This window comes from Bradyrhizobium sp. INPA03-11B (genome assembly GCF_040446015.1).
GTDB lineage: Bacteria > Pseudomonadota > Alphaproteobacteria > Rhizobiales > Xanthobacteraceae > Bradyrhizobium > Bradyrhizobium macuxiense_A.
On sequence record NZ_JASGSR010000018.1, the window covers coordinates 61,931 to 79,537 of the forward strand.

Below are 17,607 nucleotides of genomic sequence, written 5' to 3' on the forward strand. Positions count from 1 at the left end.
TCAATCCATGTCGCGGAAGGCGTGGCCGTTGGCCTCGATCTCCTTCACGAACTGCGCCGGCAGATTGGCTTGACCGAAGGTGCCGTCGAACACCCAGTCCTTGGCGTCGGCGAGATCGGGAAGGCCGGCGCCCTTGCGGACATAGAGGCCAACCGATGCCTTCTTGGGGTTGATGTAGAGATCGTAGTCCATTGCGCGGCTCCTCTCCGTTGACGTTCAACGGAAGCTCCGGCAACGGCCGAAGCTTCCTGGAAGAGTGAACGCCGACAGGGCTAGGCCGGTTTCTTCGCCTCCGGCGCCAGCACCACCGACGCTTCGCTCGTCAGCATCAGGAACGTGATGGTCTCCTGGAAGTAGAGCTGGACCGAGGTCGCCGAGTGGCTGAGATAGCCGATCGACAGGTCCTGGCCGATCGAGAGCTGGAAATCGCCGCCGCGGGTGGTGAGCAGGACGCCGCCCGCGATTGCGGGGGCCCAGATGATCTTGCCGTCGATCAGGCGCTGGATGTGCTGCAGCACCGGATAGCCGTCGTCGGTCGCGCCGCCGATCGCGGTATAGGGCTCGGTGCCGAGCAGCAGCGTGTAGGGGCCGTTGACGCCGGCGAGCCGCAACTGGCTGACCGCCTGCGCGACCACGGTGGGGTAATTCTTGACGCTCGCCGGCAGCGTCAGCACCGGGTTGCTGGTGCCCTGACGGATGCCCTGAATTCCGGCGGCGGTGTAGCCGTCGAACACCGCGCGATCCTCGGCGAAGGCGATCTTTCGCGCCGCCTGCTTGAGCGGATCCCAGTCGGAATCATTCGCGCCGCGCTCGACATCGTCGATCGCCTGGCGCGACAACTCGAACGGCACGCGCAGCTCGACCAGCGCGCGAACCTCGCGCTGCGTCGCCTCGACCCCGTCGCCGGGAGTCGCAATCTTTTTCAAATGACCGGTGCCGACCGCGGAGAAATCCGTTCCCTTCGGACCGTCGACGTCGACGACACGGCGCGCCGCCAGATGGCGCTTCAACGTGCGCGAGGCTTCCTCTTCGATCTGGGCCCATGCCGCGTCCGAGATGGGGGCGAGTCCCCGATGAAGATTATTCATGTCCAGCGTCTCCTTTCAGTGAGCCGATCCCGAGTGAGCCGTCGGACGGCTGTATTCCCGATGCGGATGTCTCGTCGGCCCCGGCATCATCCAGTGACGGTTCAGCGGGCGCGGCTGCAGGCGCCTCGCTGGTGACGTCCTCCAGGAAGGTCGCCGACGGGACGAAGTACAGCGTGCCGGTCACGGCGCGGCTGAAGTCGAGCAGGCGGTCGTAATTGCCCGGTGGCTTGCCGACAAACATATTCTCCAGCATCTGCTCGATCCGGCGCGGGGATTTGGCGTAGCCGATGAAATAGGTGCCGAACTCGCCCTTGCTGACGCTGCCGAACGGCATGTTGTCGCGGACGATATCGAGCTCCTCGCCGTTCTCGACGATCGTCGTCAGGGCGTTGTGCGCGTAGCTCGGCTTCACCGCATCGTCGAGCTCGATGTCGGACAGTTTGGTCCGGCCGATGATCTTCTCCTGCATCTCGACCGGCAGTTCGTTCCACTTCTTCAGGTCGTGCAGGTATTTTTGCACGATCACATAGCTGCCGCCGGCGAACGCCGCGTCCTCGTCGCCGATGATGGTGGCCTCCAGCGCCGCCTGATCCTGCGGGTTCTCCGTGCCGTCGACAAAGCCGAGCAGGTCGCGCTCGTCGAAATATTTGAAGCCATGCACCTCGTCCGAAGTGGCAACGGCATCGCCGAGCCGTGACACGATCTGCGTCGCCAGCTCAAAGCACAGGTCCATCGGCACGGCGCGGATGTGAAACAAGAGGTCGCCCGGTGTCGCAACCGCGTGGTGAACGCCGTTGATCTCGCGGAACGGGTGCAAGCCTTTCGGCTTGGGCGCGCCGAACAGCCGGTCCCACGCATCGGAGCCGATGCCCATGACGCAAGACAGCCTGCCTTCGAGATCGCGGAAGCCTACGGCGCGCACCAGCGCGGCCACATCGGCGCAGAGCGACCGCACCACGGCATCGTATTCCGGATCGGGCTTGATCGAGACCGCAAGGAAGATTGCCGCGCGCGTCAGCTTCGCAGCGACCGGTTGCGGAACGGCTGATGGCACGCAGGTCTCCTTGACTGAAGCGGCACTTCGACGACGGCAAAAGGCTTGGACTGGACGCCGGATCGACGTCCAGGGAGGGGCAGAGGAGCATGCCATCGGACCCTTTACAAGGGTTCGAATGGCCCACTCTATTGCAGAGGCGCCTGCCTCAATCGACGGGCTTTCCGGACTTCTCCTCCTCGAGGGTCACCGCAATGGCGGCGTTGGCGGACAGCCGCACCTTGGAGCCTTCGACACCGGCGACGAAGCCGAGCTCGATATAATGGTGGTGGCCCTTATGGAAGCCGTCGCTCTCGCTCTTCTTGAGCTTGATGCGGTTGCCTTCGACGTGATCGACGGTGCCGACATGCACGCCGTCGGCGCCGATGACTTCCATATTGTCCTTGATGTTCTGCTGCGTCATGGCGCTCTCCCTGGTTGCAGGTCAGCTTGCATATTCGGCTTGCATATGATGCGCCCAGACGACGCGGCGATGACAGCGCGTCGTCGGCAGTCCGGGGCTTACCTCACACCGGTTCGAATTCGTCGGCCGCCGCGTTCTCGGGTTTCTTGCCGTTGAAGGTGAGGCCGGCCTTGGTCGCGGAGAGCTTGACCTGCGAGCCGTCGCGCACGTCACCGGAAAGGATCATCTCGGCGAGCGGATCCTGCACGCTGCGCTGGATCACCCGCTTCAGCGGGCGGGCGCCATAGGCCGGATCCCAGCCTTTCTCCGCCAGCCAGTCGCGCGCCTTCGGGTCGAGCTCGAGATCGATCTTGCGATCCTCGAGCAGCTTGCGCAGCCGCGCGAACTGGATTTCGACGATCCGGCCCATGTCGTTCTTCTGCAGCCGGTGGAACAGGATGATCTCGTCGATGCGGTTGAGGAATTCGGGACGGAAGTGCGCCCGCACCATGTTCATCACCTGCTCGCGCACCGCGCTCGTGCTCTGGCCCTCGGGCTGGTTGACGAGGTATTCGGCGCCGATGTTCGAGGTCATGATGATCAGCGTGTTGCGGAAATCGACGGTGCGGCCCTGACCGTCGGTGAGGCGGCCGTCGTCGAGCACCTGCAGCAGCACGTTGAAGACATCGGGGTGCGCCTTCTCGATCTCGTCGAACAGAACGACTTGATAAGGTCGTCGCCGCACCGCTTCCGTCAGGGCGCCGCCCTCGTCATAGCCGACATAGCCGGGCGGCGCGCCGATCAGCCGCGAGACCGAGTGCTTCTCCATGTATTCGGACATGTCGAGGCGGATCATCGCGGTCTCGTCGTCGAACAGATATTCGGCGAGCGCCTTTGCGAGCTCGGTCTTGCCGACGCCGGTTGGCCCTAAGAACATGAACGAGCCGATCGGCCGGTTGGGGTCCTGCAAGCCGGCGCGGGCGCGGCGCACCGCGGTCGACACCGCGCGCACGGCCTCGGCCTGGCCGACGACGCGCTTGCCGAGCATCTCCTCCATGCGCAGCAGCTTGTCCTTCTCGCCCTCCAGCATCTTGTCGACCGGTACGCCAGTCCAGCGCGACACCACAGCCGCGATATTGTCGGCGGTCACGGTCTCGCTCGCTGACGAGGTCTCGCTGGCCTCGACCGCCGCGAGCTTCTTCTCGAGCTCGGGAATGCGGCCATAGGCCAGCTCGCCCGCCTTCTGGAATTCGCCCTTGCGCTGCGCATTGGCGAGTTCGGTGCGCAATTGCTCGAGCTCGCCCTTCATCTTCTGCGCGTCGGAGAGCTTGCTTTTCTCCGAACGCCATCGCGACGTCATGTCCGCCGACTTCTTCTCCAGATCGACGAGATCCTTCTCAAGGGTCTGTAGCCGGCTCCTGGAGCCGAGATCGGTCTCCTTCTTCAACGCCTCCTGCTCAATCTTGAGGCGAATGATCTCGCGGTCGAGCGAGTCGAGTTCTTCGGGTTTGGAATCGACCTGCATCTTCAGCCGCGCCGCGGCCTCGTCCATCAGGTCGATGGCCTTGTCGGGCAGGAAGCGGTCGGTGATGTAGCGGTTGGACAGCGTGGCCGCGGCGACCAGCGCCGAATCCGCGATCCGCACGCCGTGATGCTGCTCGTACTTGTCCTTCAGGCCGCGCAGGATCGAGATGGTGTCCTCGACCGTCGGCTCCGAGACGAACACCGGCTGGAAGCGCCGGGCCAGCGCCGGGTCCTTCTCGACATGCTTGCGATATTCGTCGAGCGTGGTGGCGCCGATGCAATGCAGCTCACCGCGGGCAAGCGCGGGTTTCAGCAGGTTCGACGCATCCATCGCGCCGTCGCCCTTGCCGGCGCCGATCAGCGTGTGCATCTCGTCGATGAACAGGATGATGCCGCCCTCGGCTGATGTCACCTCCTGCAGCACGGCCTTGAGCCGTTCCTCGAACTCGCCGCGATATTTTGCGCCGGCGATCAGCGCACCGAGGTCGAGCGCGAGCAGCGCCTTGTCCTGCAGGCTTTCCGGCACGTCGCCATTGACGATGCGCAGCGCCAGGCCTTCGACGATCGCGGTCTTGCCGACGCCGGGCTCGCCGATCAGAACGGGATTGTTCTTGGTGCGGCGTGACAGCACCTGGATGGTACGGCGAATTTCCTCGTCGCGGCCGATCACCGGATCGAGCTTGCCGTCGCGCGCGGCCTGGGTGAGGTCGCGGGCGTATTTCTTCAGCGCATCATAGGCGTTCTCGGCCGATGCGCTGTCGGCGGTGCGGCCCTTGCGCAGCGCGTTGATCGCCGCATTCAGGTTCTGCGGATTGACGCCGCCCTTGGCGAGAAGCTTGCCGGCGTCGCTGTCCTTGTCGGCGGCGAGGGCCTGCAGCAGGCGTTCGACCGAAACAAAACTGTCGCCGGCCTTGTCGGCGGCCTGTTCCGCCGCGGCGAAGGCGCGCGCGGTCTCCGGCGCCAGATAGATTTGTCCGGAGCCGGCGCCGCTGACCTTCGGCACCTTCGCCAATGCCTCTTCGGTGGCCTTGAGGATCGCGCGCGAGTTGCCGCCGGCCCGGTCGATCAAGCCGGCCGCGAGGCCTTCGGGGTCGTCGAGCAGCACCTTGAGGATGTGGAGCGTAGAGAACTGCTGGTGTCCCTCGCGCATCGCGAGCGATTGTGCCGACTGAATGAAGCCGCGGACGCGATCGGTATATTTTTCAATATTCATCGTGGCACCTCAAGGCGGCACAGGCTCGTCGAGATCAGGTATGCCATGCGTTGCCGGCCGCGACAGATGGCGGAACGATGACATCCATCATGCGGCAGCCCATGCATTTGCGCCGGCGGAAAACCGCGGACCTGAAGCTGCCGCGGCTCGCATCGTGTGGTCGTTTCAGGGGTGTGTCAATCACGGAGCGCGGCCGTTGGCACTCACCCGGAGGTACTGCTACGGGATGTGCCAGCGCGCATCGCGCCGATGGTGGCTGGCCGACCGTCTCGGCAACCTCAGCAGCGCGACGAGTCTCGAATCATTGCAATCGTGCGAACGCCAAAATCGTATTCGTGACACGTTTCGGAAAAGCGATGATCTCGCGCACGGTGGAGCGCACGCGATGATGCCGGCCGTCGTCGCGATGTTCCATTGAATCGTGCAACGATGAGTCACTGCACACTCTGAACCCGCGATGAATGGTTGCGTGCTGTGTTTCGAGCTGTTTCAGGCTGGTGTAAGGTCAAGGCGCTAGCGATGAAGTGTGTCGGTGCGTTGCCGATGCACGGAACTTTTGTTCCGGCTCTCACGTTAACGGGCTCGTGCTCATCGAAGAGGCTCCCAATGACCACTCGTCTTCTATCGACCGTGTCGTGTGCAGCGATTGCCACGGCGCTGTTCTATGTCTCCGCCGTGCCAGCAATCGCACAGGATGCGGCATGCGCGCCGGTCTCTGCTGTCGACTCTCCGCCGCCGCCGTTGCCGACGTACGATCAGCCGCCGGTGCCTGGGCCCGGTTACATGTGGTCGCCGGGCAATTGGTCGTGGGACGATGATCGCGGCGATTACTACTGGGTGCCGGGCACCTGGGTGCAGCCGCCACGCGTTGGGCTGCTGTGGACTCCCGGCTACTGGGGCGCGTTCGGCGGCGGCTTCATTTTCCATCAGGGCTATTGGGGTGATCGCGTCGGCTTCTACGGCGGCATCAATTACGGCTTCGGCTACGGCGGTTCGGGCTATGAAGGCGGCCGCTGGGATCACGGCAACTTCTTCTACAATCGCACCGTGAACAATCTGCAAGGCGCGCAGATCAACAACGTCTACGAGAAGAACGTCACGATCAACCAGACCACCGTCAACAACGTCAGTTACAATGGCGGCACCGGCGGCATCGAAGCGCGGCCGACTGCTGCCGATCGCGCGGTCGCCAAGGAGCAGCATTTTGCGGCGACGCCGTTGCAACGCAAGCAGGTCGAGACCGCGAGCCAGGATCCGAGCCTGTTCAAGCGCGCCAATAATGGTGTGCCCGCCGTCGGCGCCACCGCGCGTCCCGGCGAGTTGAAGGGACCGGGCGTGGTCCGCGCACGTCCGGCCGGTGAGGCCGTGCCTGCCACCGCCGCAAAGCCGGCGGCCGGGGAGCCGGCGCGGCCAGGGGCCCCAGCTGCACCTGCGCCTGCGACTGCGAATGCACCGCCTGCCTCTCACGCGCTCCCGGTCCCGGGGAAGGAAGTTCCCGCGGCGCATCCGACCGCTCAGGAGAACAAGCCTGCGGTCGAGGAGAAGCACGCAGCTCCCACGCCCGAGACGAAGGTCGAGCCGCATCCTGCCGCTCCAGCGCCTGCCGGATCTCACGCGCTTCCGGTCCCCGAGAAGGGCGTTGCTGCGCATCCACCCGCCGAGGTGAACAAGCCCGCGGTCGAAGAGAAGCGCGCGGCACCTGCCGCCGCGCCCAAGGTCGAACCGCGGCCTGCAACGGAAGCAGCGCGGCCTGCCGCACCGGAAGTGCGCAAGGAGGAGCCGCGGCCCGAGCCAGCCGCGAAGCCGGCCGCGCGGCCCGAGCAGGCAGCAAGGCCTGAGGCGTTGCCGCACCCCGAGGCGCATGCTCCGCAGCCGCCGGCCGCGCATCCGCAGCCAGCCGAGGTGCATCCGCAGCCGGCGGCCCGGCCGGAGTCGCACGTTCAGGCGCCGGCGCCACATCCGGCCGCGCCGCATGTTCAGGCGCCTCCCCACGGCGCGCCCGCAGGTCATCCTGCGGAGGAGAAGCGGCAGGAGCAACACTGAGGTAAGATCGCGCTCCGCCGGCTCGTTCCGGCGGAGCGCGCACTCTGCTTTGCCCGCGCGCGCGATCATCACTGGAGGTCGGTCATGGCACAGGGTCACGGTGGCGACGGACAGCTTGACGACGGCAAGCCTCGCTTGAGCGAGGACGATATACAGCGGGCCCTGCTCGGGCCGAGGGGCGTGCCCGGCAAGCCGGACACCGCCAAGATGACGCCGCAGCAGGAAAAGAACATGCCGAAATATCTGGATCCCGGACATACCTCGTAGCGCCCGTGATCTGAGCGCATGCTGCGTTGCCTGTTCGCGGGCAGCGCGCCTGCGCACTTGCAAATCGCCGGCTTTTGCGCCCTCATGATTGCAGGTGCACTCACGGTGTTGCGGAGCAGATTGTGGGAAATCCGTACGAGGTCCTTGGCGTTGCCCCGACGGCGTCCGCGGCCGAGATCCAGAAGGCCTATCGCAAGCTGGCAAAGAAGCTGCATCCGGATCTCAATCCGGGTGACAAGGCGGCCGAGGACAAGTTCAAGGAAGTCGCTGCTGCGAACGATCTGCTCAGCGATGCCGACAAGCGCAAGCGCTTCGACGCCGGCGAGATCGACGCCAGCGGCGCCGAGCGTCCGCAGCATCGCTACTACCGGGATTTCGCCACCGCGGATGCGGGGCATTCCTATGCCGACAGCTCCGGCTATGCCGACTACATGTATCAGGACGACGCGTTTGCCGAGCTGCTTCGGCGCAGCGAGCAGGCGCGCGCCAACCGACGCGGCCGCGACCTGCATTACAGCCTTCCGATCGATTTCGCGGAATCGATCACCGGTGCGAGCAAGCGGCTGACGCTTCCTGATGGCGGCACGCTCGACGTGACGATCCCGCCGGGACTCGTCGACGGACAAATCATCCGTCTGCGCGGCAAGGGCATGCCGGGCAGTGGCAAGGGCGGTCCGGGCGACGCGCTGATCGAGGTCGAGGTTCGACCCGACCCGCGCTTCACCCGTGATGGCGACGATATCTCGCTGGAATTGCCGATCTCGCTGTCGGAGGCCGTGCTCGGCGGCAAGGTCAACGTTCCCACCCCGACCGGCGCCGTCACCATGACAGTTCCGAAGGGCTCGAACACCGGCACGACGATGCGGTTGCGCGGCAAGGGCGCGCCCAAGGTCGGCGGCGGCCATGGCGATGAATTCGTCAAGCTCAAGGTGGTCCTGCCCAAGGGACCCGATCCCGCGCTCGAGGCGTTTGTGTCGAACTGGGATCGCAAGGCATTCAATCCGCGCGAGGATGGTGCGTCATGAACAAGCAGCAATTCCTCATCGATGCGGGTCTGGAGGTGCAGACCCTGGAGTTCTGGATCGAGCAGCAATGGCTGGTTCCGGACGAGACCGCTCACGAAGTCAGTTTCTCCGACACCGACCTGGCGCGCGCGCATCTGATCCAGGATCTGAAGGGCGACTTCGGCGTCAACGACGAGGGGATCGACGTCATCCTCCATCTGGTCGACCAACTGCATGGCTTGCGCCGCGCGTTCGAAGAATTGCACAAGGATATCGCGTCACCGCAGCGCTAGAACATGATCCGGAAAAGTGCGAAGCGGTTTTCCGAAAAGAGCATGCTCAAACAGCAAGCTCGCCTGAGTCGAACTTCAGCCCTCGGAGACGATCATGACGGACAAGCCGACGCCGCTGGCCCATGGCGAGATCGACGTTCTCATCCTGCAGGCGCTGGTGCGCAAGCTGATTGCCAAGGGCGTGCTGACGCCGGATGACGTCCGCTCGATGCTATTCGAGGCCGCGAAGAATCTCGATCTGGTCGGCAGCGAGCTGACGACGGAAGCCGCCAACATCATCGTGCAGGAAGATCTGGCGCCCGCATTCCTCGGCGGCTGATTTGCTCAGGTCTGGCCGCTGCGGGTGGAGACCAGCCGGATTTGCGTGATCTGGTCGGCATTGCCGGCGAGATAGGTCTGCGCATCGCGCACCAGCCGCTCGATTGCGGCAGCGTCGTAGCTCGGATGACGCGTGTTCAGATGCAAATCGGTCTCGATCTGCATCACATTGGTCGTGGCCTCGGCGCCGATCTCGATCAAGAACGACACCAGCGAAACGTGCGGGCTCTTGAACGCCATATCCTGTCTCCCTCTATCGCGTGATCGCAAGGCGCGGGCATCACCGCACCTGGCCGGTGCGCGCCGTCACCTCAGGCTGCGGAATCTTCCCTGGCGGCGGGCGGATGTTGCGTGGCCACAGCTGCGTGTCGCCGGTCGAGCTCCTCGATCATGCCGCGAGCGATCTCGCGCTCGCCCATGATCACGATGTCGGCCCCGAGCCCCTTCAGGTGATCGACCTCGGCATCGGAATGCGCGCGCGCAATGATCTGGATGTCGGCATTCGCGGCGCGGGCCTGCTCGACGATCTGTCCGGCCTCGAACGCTTCCGGAATGGCGATGACCAGCGATCGCGCGCCCGACGGATTGGTCGCGCGCAGCACGCTGGCGCGCGCGGCATTGCCCATCAGGGCCTCGATGCCGCGCTGCTTGAGCCTGGCGACCATGTCGTCGGACGCCTCGACCGCAAGGAACGGCGCGTTGCGCTGATGCAGGGCGTCGCCGACGATGCTGCCGACCCGGCCGTAGCCGACCAGGATGGTGTGATCCTGCAAGTCCGTGACCGGGATCGGCTCTGATGTCGCGGCGGTCGGCGAGGCGGCCTGCGGCTTGTCGAGCCGCGCCGTCAGCCAGTCGACCACCGCGAACACCAGCGGGTTGAGCATGATCGAGAAGATCGCGCCGGCCAGGATCAGGTCGCGACCGGCCTTCGGAAGCAGGTTGAGGGCTACGCCGAGCTCGGCGAGGATGAAGGAGAATTCGCCGATCTGGGCGAGGCTCGCCGAGATCATCAGCGCGGTCGCCATTGGATGCCTGAACAGCACGACGATCAAGAGCGCGGCGAGCGACTTGCCGACCACGATGACGAACAGGGTTGCTGCGAACGGCCAGGGCTCGCGCACCACGCTGAGCGGATCGAACAGCATGCCGACGGAGACGAAGAACAGCACCGCGAAGGCGTCGCGCAACGGCAGCGTCTCCTGCGCGGCGCGCTGGCTCAGCGGCGATTCCCGCAGCATCATCCCGGCGAAGAAGGCGCCGAGCGCGAGCGAAACCCCGAACAGCTTGGTCGCGCCGAAGGCGATGCAGAGCGCGATCGCAAGCACGGTCAGCCGGAACAGCTCGCGCGAGCCGGTGTGCGCGATGTAGTGCAGCACCCATGGGATCAGCCGGCGTCCGACCACCAGCATCAGCGCGATGAACACGGCGATCTTGATCAGCGTCAGCACCAGCACGCCGGTCAACCCGAGGCCGAAGCGGGCGGCGAGCGGATCGGAGACGAGCGTTGCGCCGTTGCCGCCCTGGAAGCTCGCCACCGCCGGGAACAGCACCAGCGCCAGCACCATGGCGAGGTCCTCGACGATCAGCCAGCCGACCGCGATCTTGCCGCGCTCGGTGTCCATCAGTCGCCGCTCCTGCAGCGCGCGCAACAAGACGACGGTACTTGCGACGGACAATGCAAGCCCGAACACCAGACCGGCGCCGACGGTCCAGCCCATCAGCAATGCGAGGGCGAGACCCATCAGTGTCGCGACCGCGATTTGCGCGACCGCGCCGGGCACTGCGATCGCGCGCACCGACAGCAGATCGTTCAGCGAGAAATGCAGGCCGACGCCGAACATCAGGAGGATGATACCGAGCTCGGCGAGCTCGGTCGCCAGTGCCTGATCGGCGACGAAGCCGGGCGTGAACGGACCCACGGCGACGCCCGCGAGCAGATAACCGACCAGTGGCGGAACCCGAAAGCGCTGGGCGATGGTTCCGAAGACGAAGGCGAGGCCGAGGCCCGCGACAACGGTCGCGATCAGAGGTGTGTCATGCGGCATTTCGCCTTGTCGCACAGCATTCCCGGCGGTGCACCGCGACCATTTGAGGCGCGGCATTCCGCGCGAAACTGTGATCTATTGCTCATAACGTGAGCATATGATCTCATGCCGGGATGGATCCGCGGCTTCCCGAGACCGATCTGGTCATCTTCGACTGCGACGGCGTGCTCGTCGACAGCGAGGAATTGAGCTGCCGCTGCCTCGCCGACGCGATGGTTCAGATCGGCATCGAGATGAGCACCGAGCGGGCGCTCGAGCTCTTCCTCGGGCGCAGCGCCACGGCCCTGCTGGACTATTGCCAGGGCGTTGGCAAGCCGCTGCCCAAGACGTTCCTGCCGGAACTGGCGGTGCAGGTCCGCGAGACATTCCGGTCTCAACTCAAACCGATTGCCGGCATCGCGGCGGTGCTTGGGGAGTTGCATCTGCCGTATTGCGTCGCCTCGTCGAGCGACCTCGAGCGGGTGAAGTTTTCGCTGGAGCTGACCGGTCTTGCGTCGAGCTTCGGGCCACGTCTCTACACCTCGCAGATGGTCAAACACGGCAAGCCGGCGCCGGATCTGTTCTTGTATGCGGCAGGTGCGATGGGAGCCGAGCCGGGCCGCACGCTTGTGATCGAGGACAGCGTCAGCGGGGTGATGGCAGCGAAGGCCGCGGACATGAAAGTATGGGGATTCATCGGCGGCACCCACTATCGGCTGGCGGACGGCAGTGCTCTGCTGCGGCAGGCGGGGGCGGATCGAATCTTCGCCGCGATGAATGATTTCTGGAACGAAGGCTGACACAGGACGATGGCTGCGCCCGACAATGAAAAGTCCCGCCTCGACGATGCGGCGCGCGCCGGCTGGCTGTATTTCATCGCAGGCCACACCCAGGATGAGATTGCGAAAATGCTGCAAGTGTCGCGCGCCTCGGCGCAGCGCCTGGTGTCGCTGTGCCTGGCCGAGCGGCTGATCACGTTCCGGCTCGAGCACCCGATTGCGGCCTGCATGGAGCTGGCCTCGCGGCTGAAGGCGCGGTTCGATCTGGTGCATTGCGACGTGGTGCCGACAGATCCGGCGGCGCCGCTATCGAATGCAGGGATTGCCGAGCGCAGCGCCAATCTGCTGGAGACGACGCTGCGCTCGGAGACGCCGGTCATCGTGGCGCTCGGCACCGGCCGCGCGGTGCGCGCTGCGGTCGAGCGGGTCTCGCCGATCGAACGGCCCGATCACCAGATCGTTTCGCTGGTCGGCAATATCTCCGCCGACGGCTCGGCGAGCTTCTACGACACGGTGGGCCGGCTCGCCGACCGCACCGGCGCGCGGCACTACCCGATGCCGCTGCCGTTTTTGATGTCGAGCGAGGACGAGCGCAACCGCATGGTGCGCATCGACCCGATCGCGCGGGTGAGGGCGGTCGCCGCCAAGGCCGATCTGCGGCTGATCGGCATCGGCCAGATGGACCAGAAGGCCCAGGTTCATGTCGACGGCTTCGTCACCCGCGAGGAGCTGCTGGAGATGATGCGGCTCGGCGCGGTCGGCGAGGTGACCGGCTGGGCCTATGACGCCAAGGGCCGCCTGATCAAGGGCGGCACCAACAAACGTTTGACCAGCATCCCGCCGCAGATCCCCGCGGTCTCGACCACGATCGCGGCCGCCGTCGGCGTCGCCAAGGTGCCGTCGATCAAGGCCGCGCTGGCGGGCCGGGTGATCAATGGCCTGATCACCGATGAGGCGACCGCGCGCGCGGTGCTGGATAGTTAGGATCAGCGCGCTGCACTTCACCTCGCCCCGCCTGCGGGGAGAGGTCGGAATGCATCGCCAGATGCATTCCGGGTGAGGGGGAGTCTCCACGCATTCCTCTGCTTCCGTATGCGCGGAGAGGGCCCCTCACCCCAACCCTCTCCCCGTAAGAACGGGGGCGAGGGAGCGCAGTCCCGCTGCGGTCGCGATCGAGGCCAGCTCGTAAGCTGCTCAGCGCTCCCCATGCTTCCGCAAAACCTCCCTTCCAACGTGCGGTGGAACCCGCAATCGCGCACTGCGACGCCACCCGCGCGCTTGACAAAATTTGGCGACAGGTTGAACATACGCTCAACACGTGGGCATATGCTCAACGTGACATAAGGGAGGTCACCTTGAAAAACGTCCTTTGCGCCGTTGCGGGCGCGGCTGCTCTTTTGATCTCTGCCCCCTCGATCGCCCAGACCACGCTGACGGTGGCGACCGTCAACAACGGCGACATGATCCGCATGCAGGGGCTCACCAGCGAATTCACCGCGAAGAATCCCGACATATCAGTCAAATGGGTGACGCTCGAGGAAAACGTGCTGCGCCAGCGCGTCACCACCGACATCGCCACCAAGGGCGGCCAGTTCGACGTGCTCACCATCGGCACCTATGAGGTGCCGATCTGGGCCAAGAAGAGCTGGCTGGTGCCGCTCGACAAGCTCGGCGCCGATTACGACGTCAATGACCTGCTGCCGAAGATCAAGGATGCGGTCTCGGTCGACGGCAAGCTCTACGCCGCACCGTTCTACGGCGAGAGCTCGATGGTGATGTACCGCACCGACCTGTTCGACAAGGCCGGCCTGAAGATGCCGGACAGCCCGACCTGGGATTTCGTGGTCGATGCGGCGAAGAAGCTGACCGACAAATCAGCCGGCGTCTACGGCATCTGCCTGCGCGGCAAGGCCGGCTGGGGCGAGAACATGGCGTTCCTGACCGCGATGGCCAATTCCTTCGGCGCGCGCTGGTTCGACGAGAAGTGGGAGCCGCAGTTCAACTCGCCGGAATGGAAGAAGACGCTCACGACCTATGTCGACCTGATGAAGCAGGCCGGTCCTCCCGGCGCCAGCTCCAACGGCTTCAACGAGAATCTCGCTTTGTTCAACGCCGGCAAATGCGCGATGTGGATCGACGCCACGGTGGCGGCGTCGTTCGTGACCAACCCGGCGCAGTCCACGGTCGCCGGCAAGGTCGGCTTCGCGCTGGCGCCGAATACCGGCCTCGGCAAGAACGCCAACTGGCTGTGGGCGTGGAGCCTGGCGATCCCCGCCGGCTCGAAGAAGGTCGATGCGGCCGAGAAGTTCATCGCCTGGGCGACCAGCAAGGATTATTCCAAGCTCGTCGCGTCGAAGGAAGGCTGGTCCAACGTGCCTCCGGGAACACGGGCCTCGCTGTACCAGAATCCCGAGTATCTGAAGGCGGCGCCGTTCGCCAAGATGACCTTGGCCTCAATCGATGCGGCTGATCCGAGCCACCCGACCGTGAAGCCGGTGCCTTACGTCGGCGTGCAGTATGCGGCGATCCCTGAGTTCCAGGGCATCGGCACCCAGGTGGGCCAGCAGTTCTCGGCCGCGTTGTCCGGCTCGACCACGGTCGATGCTGCGCTCAGCGCCGCGCAGTCCGCGACCGAGCGCGAGATGAAGCGCGCGGGCTACATTAAATAATCCACGCGTTCCGATCGCCAGGGCGTGTCAAACGCCCTGGCCGCCGACCAGCTTAGACCTCCCGAGCTGGATCACTCGCGACCATCCTGTCCCGCAGCGGGATGGTCGCTCCTTTCCTTGAAGAAGGAGGCGGGGATGGCGACCCAGCAGACCCAACTGCTCGCACGCACGCTGCTCACGCCCGCGGTGGCGCTGCTGTTCATCTGGATGATCGTGCCGTTGGCGCTCACGCTCTACTTCGCGACCCTGCACTACAATCTGCTGGATCCCGGCTCCGAGTCCTTTGTCGGGCTGGAAAACTTCCGCTACTTCCTGACCGATCCGGCCTTCCTCGCCTCGTTGCAGAACACGCTGGTGCTGGTCGGCTCGGTGCTCGCGATCACGATTATCCTCGGCGTGCCGCTGGCGTTATTGCTCGACCAGCAGGTGGTCGGGCTCTCGATCGTCCGCCTGATGGTGATCGCGCCGTTCTTCGTGATGCCGACAGTGAGCGCGTTGGTCTGGAAGAACCTGTTGATGCATCCGGTGTCGGGCCTGTTCGCCTGGATCGCGCATCTGTTCGGGCTGCCGGCGATCGACTGGTTCAACGATGCGCCGCTGTTCGCGGTGATCCTGATCATTTCCTGGCAGTGGCTGCCGTTCGCGACCCTGATCCTCTTGACCGCGCTGCAATCGCTCGACGAGGAGCAGAAGGAGGCGGCCGAGATGGACGGCGCGAGCGCGATCTCGACCTTCATCTACATCACGCTGCCGCACTTAGCGCGCCCGATTACGGTGGTGATCCTGATCGAGACCATCTTCCTGCTCACGGTGTTTGCCGAGATCTTCGTCACCACAGGCGGCGGGCCCGGCCTACAGACCACCAACATCGCCTTCCTGATCTATTCGCAGGCGCTGATCCAGTACGACGTCGGCAGCGCCTCGGCGGGCGGCCTGGTCGCGGTGGTGCTGGCGAACATCGTCGCGTTCTTCCTCGTTCGTATCGTCGGCCGGAATCTGGAGGCGTAACGTCATGGCGCGGATGGTCACGACACGGCGCAAGGTGATCTCGACGGCAGCCGCCTGGCTGGTCGGATTCCTGATCTTCTTCCCGATCCTCTGGATGGTGCTGGCGAGCTTCAAGACCGAGCTTGAAGCCTTCGCGATCCCGCCGTCGTTCCTGTTCTTCCACTGGACCACGGAGAACTACGTCACGGTGCAGGAGCGCAGCGATTATTTCCACCATGCGCTCAACTCGATCATCATCGCCGGTGGCTCGACCTTGATCGCGATGCTGATTGCGATTCCCGCGGCGTGGTCGATGGCCTTCTCGCCGACCAAGCGCACCAAGGACGTGCTGCTCTGGATGCTCTCCACCAAGATGATGCCGCCCGTCGGCGTGCTGGTGCCGATCTACCTGATCTTCCGGACGGTCGGCCTGCTCGATACCAGAAGTGGCCTGATCTTCATCCTGTGCCTCGGCAATCTGCCGATCGTGATCTGGATGCTGTTCACCTATTTCAAGGAGATCCCGAAGGACATCTTAGAGGCGGCACGAATGGACGGCGCCACGATCGGGCGCGAGCTGATCTACGTGCTGACGCCGATGGCGGTGCCGGGGCTCGCCTCGACCCTGCTGCTCAACCTGATCCTGGCGTGGAACGAGGCGTTCTGGACCCTCAATCTGTCGACGCTCGAGGCCGCGCCGCTCACCGTGTTCATCGCATCCTATTCCAGCCCGGAAGGGTTGTTCTGGGCCAAATTGTCGGCGGCGTCGACGCTCGCGATCGCGCCCATTCTCGTGCTCGGCTGGTTCAGTCAGCGGCAGCTCGTCCGCGGCCTGACCTTCGGCGCGGTCAAGTAGCAGAAAGGCTTTTCCATGGGTCAGATTACGCTGCAGGGTGTGCAAAAATCGTTCGGGCCGGTCCACATCATCAAGGGCGCCGACCTCGACATCGCCGACGGCTCCTTCGTGGTGTTCGTCGGTCCGTCCGGCTGCGGCAAGACCACGCTGCTGCGGCTGATCGCGGGGCTCGAGGATGTCACCGGCGGTGCCATCCTGATCGACGGGCGCAACGTGGTCGACGTGCCGCCGGCCAAGCGCGGCCTGTCGATGGTGTTCCAGTCCTACGCGCTCTATCCGCATATGAGCGTGCGCGGCAACATCGCGTTCGGCCTGAAGATGGCCGGCATCGCCAAGGACGAGATCAACCGCAAGGTCGAGGCCGCGGCTGCGACGCTCAACCTGACCCCCTATCTCGACCGCAAGCCGCGCGAGCTCTCCGGCGGCCAGCGCCAGCGCGTCGCGATTGGGCGCGCCATCGTGCGCGAGCCGAAGGCGTTCCTGTTCGACGAGCCGCTGTCGAACCTCGATGCCGCGCTGCGCGTTCAGATGCGGCTGGAGGTGACACGCCTGCAGAAACAGCTCGGCACCACGGCGATCTACGTCACCCACGACCAGGTCGAGGCCATGACCATGGCCGACAAGATCGTGGTGCTGAACGGCGGCAAGATCGAGCAATATGGTTCGCCGCTCGAACTCTACGAGAAGCCGGCAAACCTGTTCGTCGCCGGTTTCATCGGCTCGCCGAAGATGAATTTCGTCACCGGCGAGCTCGCCAAGCAACAGGGCGCCACCACCATCGGCGTGCGGCCGGAGCATCTGAAGGTCGAGCGCGACGGGCAGGGCGGCTGGCACGGCACGGTCTCGGTCGCCGAGCATCTCGGCAGCGACACCTTCCTCTATGTCGATGCCGGGCCGCAGGGAATGCTGACCGCGCGCTACATCGGCGAGCTCGACCTGCATCCCGGCGACAAGGTGTCGCTGATCCCGGATCCGGCGCGCATCCATCGTTTCGACGACAGCGGCAAATCGATCCACGCGTAGAGCGTGGAGGGTCTCCGCCGTCGATCTCGCTCTGGCCGGGGCGGCACGCCCGCGAAACGCGGGCTCTAGGCAAAGGAAGAAGA

At 65.0% G+C, this 17,607-nt stretch carries 18 protein-coding genes; 11 read left to right on the forward strand and 7 right to left on the reverse strand.

The genetic code is table 11. The annotated features are described in order from the left end of the window. The 5 genes from QMZ05_RS10080 to clpB form a co-directional block, all read right to left on the reverse strand. Complete coding sequence (locus tag QMZ05_RS10080; protein WP_229186775.1) at positions 1 to 192, reverse strand: hypothetical protein; 192 nt, start codon at positions 190 to 192, stop codon at positions 1 to 3. An 80-nt stretch (positions 193 to 272) separates the two neighbouring features. Further along, positions 273 to 1,088, reverse strand: coding sequence for a family 1 encapsulin nanocompartment shell protein (locus QMZ05_RS10085; protein WP_353700626.1), 816 nt, complete (start codon positions 1,086 to 1,088; stop codon positions 273 to 275). Beyond that, positions 1,081 to 2,142: a Dyp-type peroxidase gene (locus tag QMZ05_RS10090; RefSeq protein ID WP_353700627.1), complete on the reverse strand. Its 1,062-nt coding sequence runs from the start codon at positions 2,140 to 2,142 to the stop codon at positions 1,081 to 1,083. The genes QMZ05_RS10085 and QMZ05_RS10090 overlap by 8 nt, the downstream gene beginning before the upstream one ends. A gap of 148 nt (positions 2,143 to 2,290) precedes the next feature. Further along, positions 2,291 to 2,545: a DUF2171 domain-containing protein gene (locus tag QMZ05_RS10095; RefSeq protein ID WP_050423550.1), complete on the reverse strand. Its 255-nt coding sequence runs from the start codon at positions 2,543 to 2,545 to the stop codon at positions 2,291 to 2,293. A 103-nt stretch (positions 2,546 to 2,648) separates the two neighbouring features. Beyond that, positions 2,649 to 5,261 (reverse strand): ATP-dependent chaperone ClpB, encoded by a 2,613-nt coding sequence (clpB, locus tag QMZ05_RS10100; RefSeq protein ID WP_353700628.1) that lies wholly within the window; start codon positions 5,259 to 5,261, stop codon positions 2,649 to 2,651. A gap of 606 nt (positions 5,262 to 5,867) precedes the next feature. Here clpB and QMZ05_RS10105 point away from each other — a divergent pair. The 5 genes from QMZ05_RS10105 (at position 5,868) to QMZ05_RS10125 (ending at position 9,187) form a co-directional block, all read left to right on the forward strand. Continuing rightward, positions 5,868 to 7,304: a hypothetical protein gene (locus tag QMZ05_RS10105; protein ID WP_353700629.1), complete on the forward strand. Its 1,437-nt coding sequence runs from the start codon at positions 5,868 to 5,870 to the stop codon at positions 7,302 to 7,304. Positions 7,305 to 7,388: 84 nt separating this feature from the next. Beyond that, positions 7,389 to 7,571, forward strand: a complete 183-nt coding sequence (locus tag QMZ05_RS10110) for a hypothetical protein (RefSeq protein ID WP_353700630.1) — start codon at positions 7,389 to 7,391, stop codon at positions 7,569 to 7,571. Positions 7,572 to 7,693: 122 nt separating this feature from the next. Continuing rightward, the gene (locus QMZ05_RS10115) at positions 7,694 to 8,596 is read left to right on the forward strand and encodes a J domain-containing protein (protein ID WP_353700631.1); all 903 of its coding nucleotides are present in this window, start codon (positions 7,694 to 7,696) and stop codon (positions 8,594 to 8,596) included. Beyond that, complete coding sequence (locus QMZ05_RS10120) at positions 8,593 to 8,868, forward strand: chaperone modulator CbpM (RefSeq protein WP_353700632.1); 276 nt, start codon at positions 8,593 to 8,595, stop codon at positions 8,866 to 8,868. The genes QMZ05_RS10115 and QMZ05_RS10120 overlap by 4 nt, the downstream gene beginning before the upstream one ends. A 94-nt stretch (positions 8,869 to 8,962) precedes the next feature. Further along, a complete protein-coding gene (locus QMZ05_RS10125; RefSeq protein WP_016843345.1) occupies positions 8,963 to 9,187 on the forward strand; it encodes a hypothetical protein in 225 nt (74 codons plus the stop codon). A gap of 5 nt (positions 9,188 to 9,192) precedes the next feature. On the opposite strand, the gene QMZ05_RS10130 is transcribed toward QMZ05_RS10125, so the two are convergent. Beyond that, the gene (locus tag QMZ05_RS10130) at positions 9,193 to 9,426 is read right to left on the reverse strand and encodes a hypothetical protein (RefSeq protein WP_353700633.1); all 234 of its coding nucleotides are present in this window, start codon (positions 9,424 to 9,426) and stop codon (positions 9,193 to 9,195) included. Between the two features lie 71 nt (positions 9,427 to 9,497). Further along, entirely contained in the window at positions 9,498 to 11,231 is a 1,734-nt protein-coding gene (gene ybaL / locus QMZ05_RS10135; RefSeq protein ID WP_353700634.1) for a YbaL family putative K(+) efflux transporter, read from the reverse strand. A gap of 113 nt (positions 11,232 to 11,344) precedes the next feature. Between ybaL and QMZ05_RS10140 the strand changes: the two genes are divergently transcribed. The 6 genes from QMZ05_RS10140 (at position 11,345) to QMZ05_RS10165 (ending at position 17,524) form a co-directional block, all read left to right on the forward strand. Beyond that, positions 11,345 to 12,010: an HAD family hydrolase gene (locus QMZ05_RS10140; protein WP_353700635.1), complete on the forward strand. Its 666-nt coding sequence runs from the start codon at positions 11,345 to 11,347 to the stop codon at positions 12,008 to 12,010. 9 nt (positions 12,011 to 12,019) lie between these two features. Continuing rightward, positions 12,020 to 12,973, forward strand: a complete 954-nt coding sequence (locus tag QMZ05_RS10145; protein ID WP_353700636.1) for a sugar-binding domain-containing protein — start codon at positions 12,020 to 12,022, stop codon at positions 12,971 to 12,973. A 371-nt stretch (positions 12,974 to 13,344) separates the two neighbouring features. After that, on the forward strand, positions 13,345 to 14,658 hold the full coding sequence (locus tag QMZ05_RS10150) for a sugar ABC transporter substrate-binding protein (RefSeq protein ID WP_353700637.1): 1,314 nt from the start codon (positions 13,345 to 13,347) through the stop codon (positions 14,656 to 14,658). A gap of 135 nt (positions 14,659 to 14,793) precedes the next feature. Continuing rightward, positions 14,794 to 15,666, forward strand: a complete 873-nt coding sequence (locus tag QMZ05_RS10155; protein ID WP_050423560.1) for a sugar ABC transporter permease — start codon at positions 14,794 to 14,796, stop codon at positions 15,664 to 15,666. 4 nt (positions 15,667 to 15,670) lie between these two features. Next, positions 15,671 to 16,501: a carbohydrate ABC transporter permease gene (locus QMZ05_RS10160; RefSeq protein ID WP_353700638.1), complete on the forward strand. Its 831-nt coding sequence runs from the start codon at positions 15,671 to 15,673 to the stop codon at positions 16,499 to 16,501. A 15-nt stretch (positions 16,502 to 16,516) separates the two neighbouring features. After that, on the forward strand, positions 16,517 to 17,524 hold the full coding sequence (locus QMZ05_RS10165; RefSeq protein WP_146987008.1) for an ABC transporter ATP-binding protein: 1,008 nt from the start codon (positions 16,517 to 16,519) through the stop codon (positions 17,522 to 17,524). Positions 17,525 to 17,607 lie beyond the last annotated feature (83 nt).

Bases quoted from the DNA above. Each gene is read 5' to 3' on its own strand.
- QMZ05_RS10120 (WP_353700632.1), top strand. From the start codon at position 8,593: ATGAACAAGCAGCAATTCCTCATCGATGCGGGTCTGGAGGTGCAGACC.
- QMZ05_RS10105 (WP_353700629.1), top strand. From the start codon at position 5,868: ATGACCACTCGTCTTCTATCGACCGTGTCGTGTGCAGCGATTGCCACG.
- QMZ05_RS10085 (WP_353700626.1), bottom strand. From the start codon at position 1,088: ATGAATAATCTTCATCGGGGACTCGCCCCCATCTCGGACGCGGCATGG.
- QMZ05_RS10110 (WP_353700630.1), top strand. From the start codon at position 7,389: ATGGCACAGGGTCACGGTGGCGACGGACAGCTTGACGACGGCAAGCCT.
- QMZ05_RS10140 (WP_353700635.1), top strand. From the start codon at position 11,345: ATGGATCCGCGGCTTCCCGAGACCGATCTGGTCATCTTCGACTGCGAC.
- QMZ05_RS10155 (WP_050423560.1), top strand. From the start codon at position 14,794: ATGGCGACCCAGCAGACCCAACTGCTCGCACGCACGCTGCTCACGCCC.
- QMZ05_RS10160 (WP_353700638.1), top strand. From the start codon at position 15,671: ATGGCGCGGATGGTCACGACACGGCGCAAGGTGATCTCGACGGCAGCC.
- QMZ05_RS10165 (WP_146987008.1), top strand. From the start codon at position 16,517: ATGGGTCAGATTACGCTGCAGGGTGTGCAAAAATCGTTCGGGCCGGTC.
- QMZ05_RS10145 (WP_353700636.1), top strand. From the start codon at position 12,020: ATGGCTGCGCCCGACAATGAAAAGTCCCGCCTCGACGATGCGGCGCGC.
- QMZ05_RS10095 (WP_050423550.1), bottom strand. From the start codon at position 2,545: ATGACGCAGCAGAACATCAAGGACAATATGGAAGTCATCGGCGCCGAC.
- QMZ05_RS10125 (WP_016843345.1), top strand. From the start codon at position 8,963: ATGACGGACAAGCCGACGCCGCTGGCCCATGGCGAGATCGACGTTCTC.
- ybaL (WP_353700634.1), bottom strand. From the start codon at position 11,231: ATGCCGCATGACACACCTCTGATCGCGACCGTTGTCGCGGGCCTCGGC.
- QMZ05_RS10080 (WP_229186775.1), bottom strand. From the start codon at position 192: ATGGACTACGATCTCTACATCAACCCCAAGAAGGCATCGGTTGGCCTC.
- clpB (WP_353700628.1), bottom strand. From the start codon at position 5,261: ATGAATATTGAAAAATATACCGATCGCGTCCGCGGCTTCATTCAGTCG.
- QMZ05_RS10130 (WP_353700633.1), bottom strand. From the start codon at position 9,426: ATGGCGTTCAAGAGCCCGCACGTTTCGCTGGTGTCGTTCTTGATCGAG.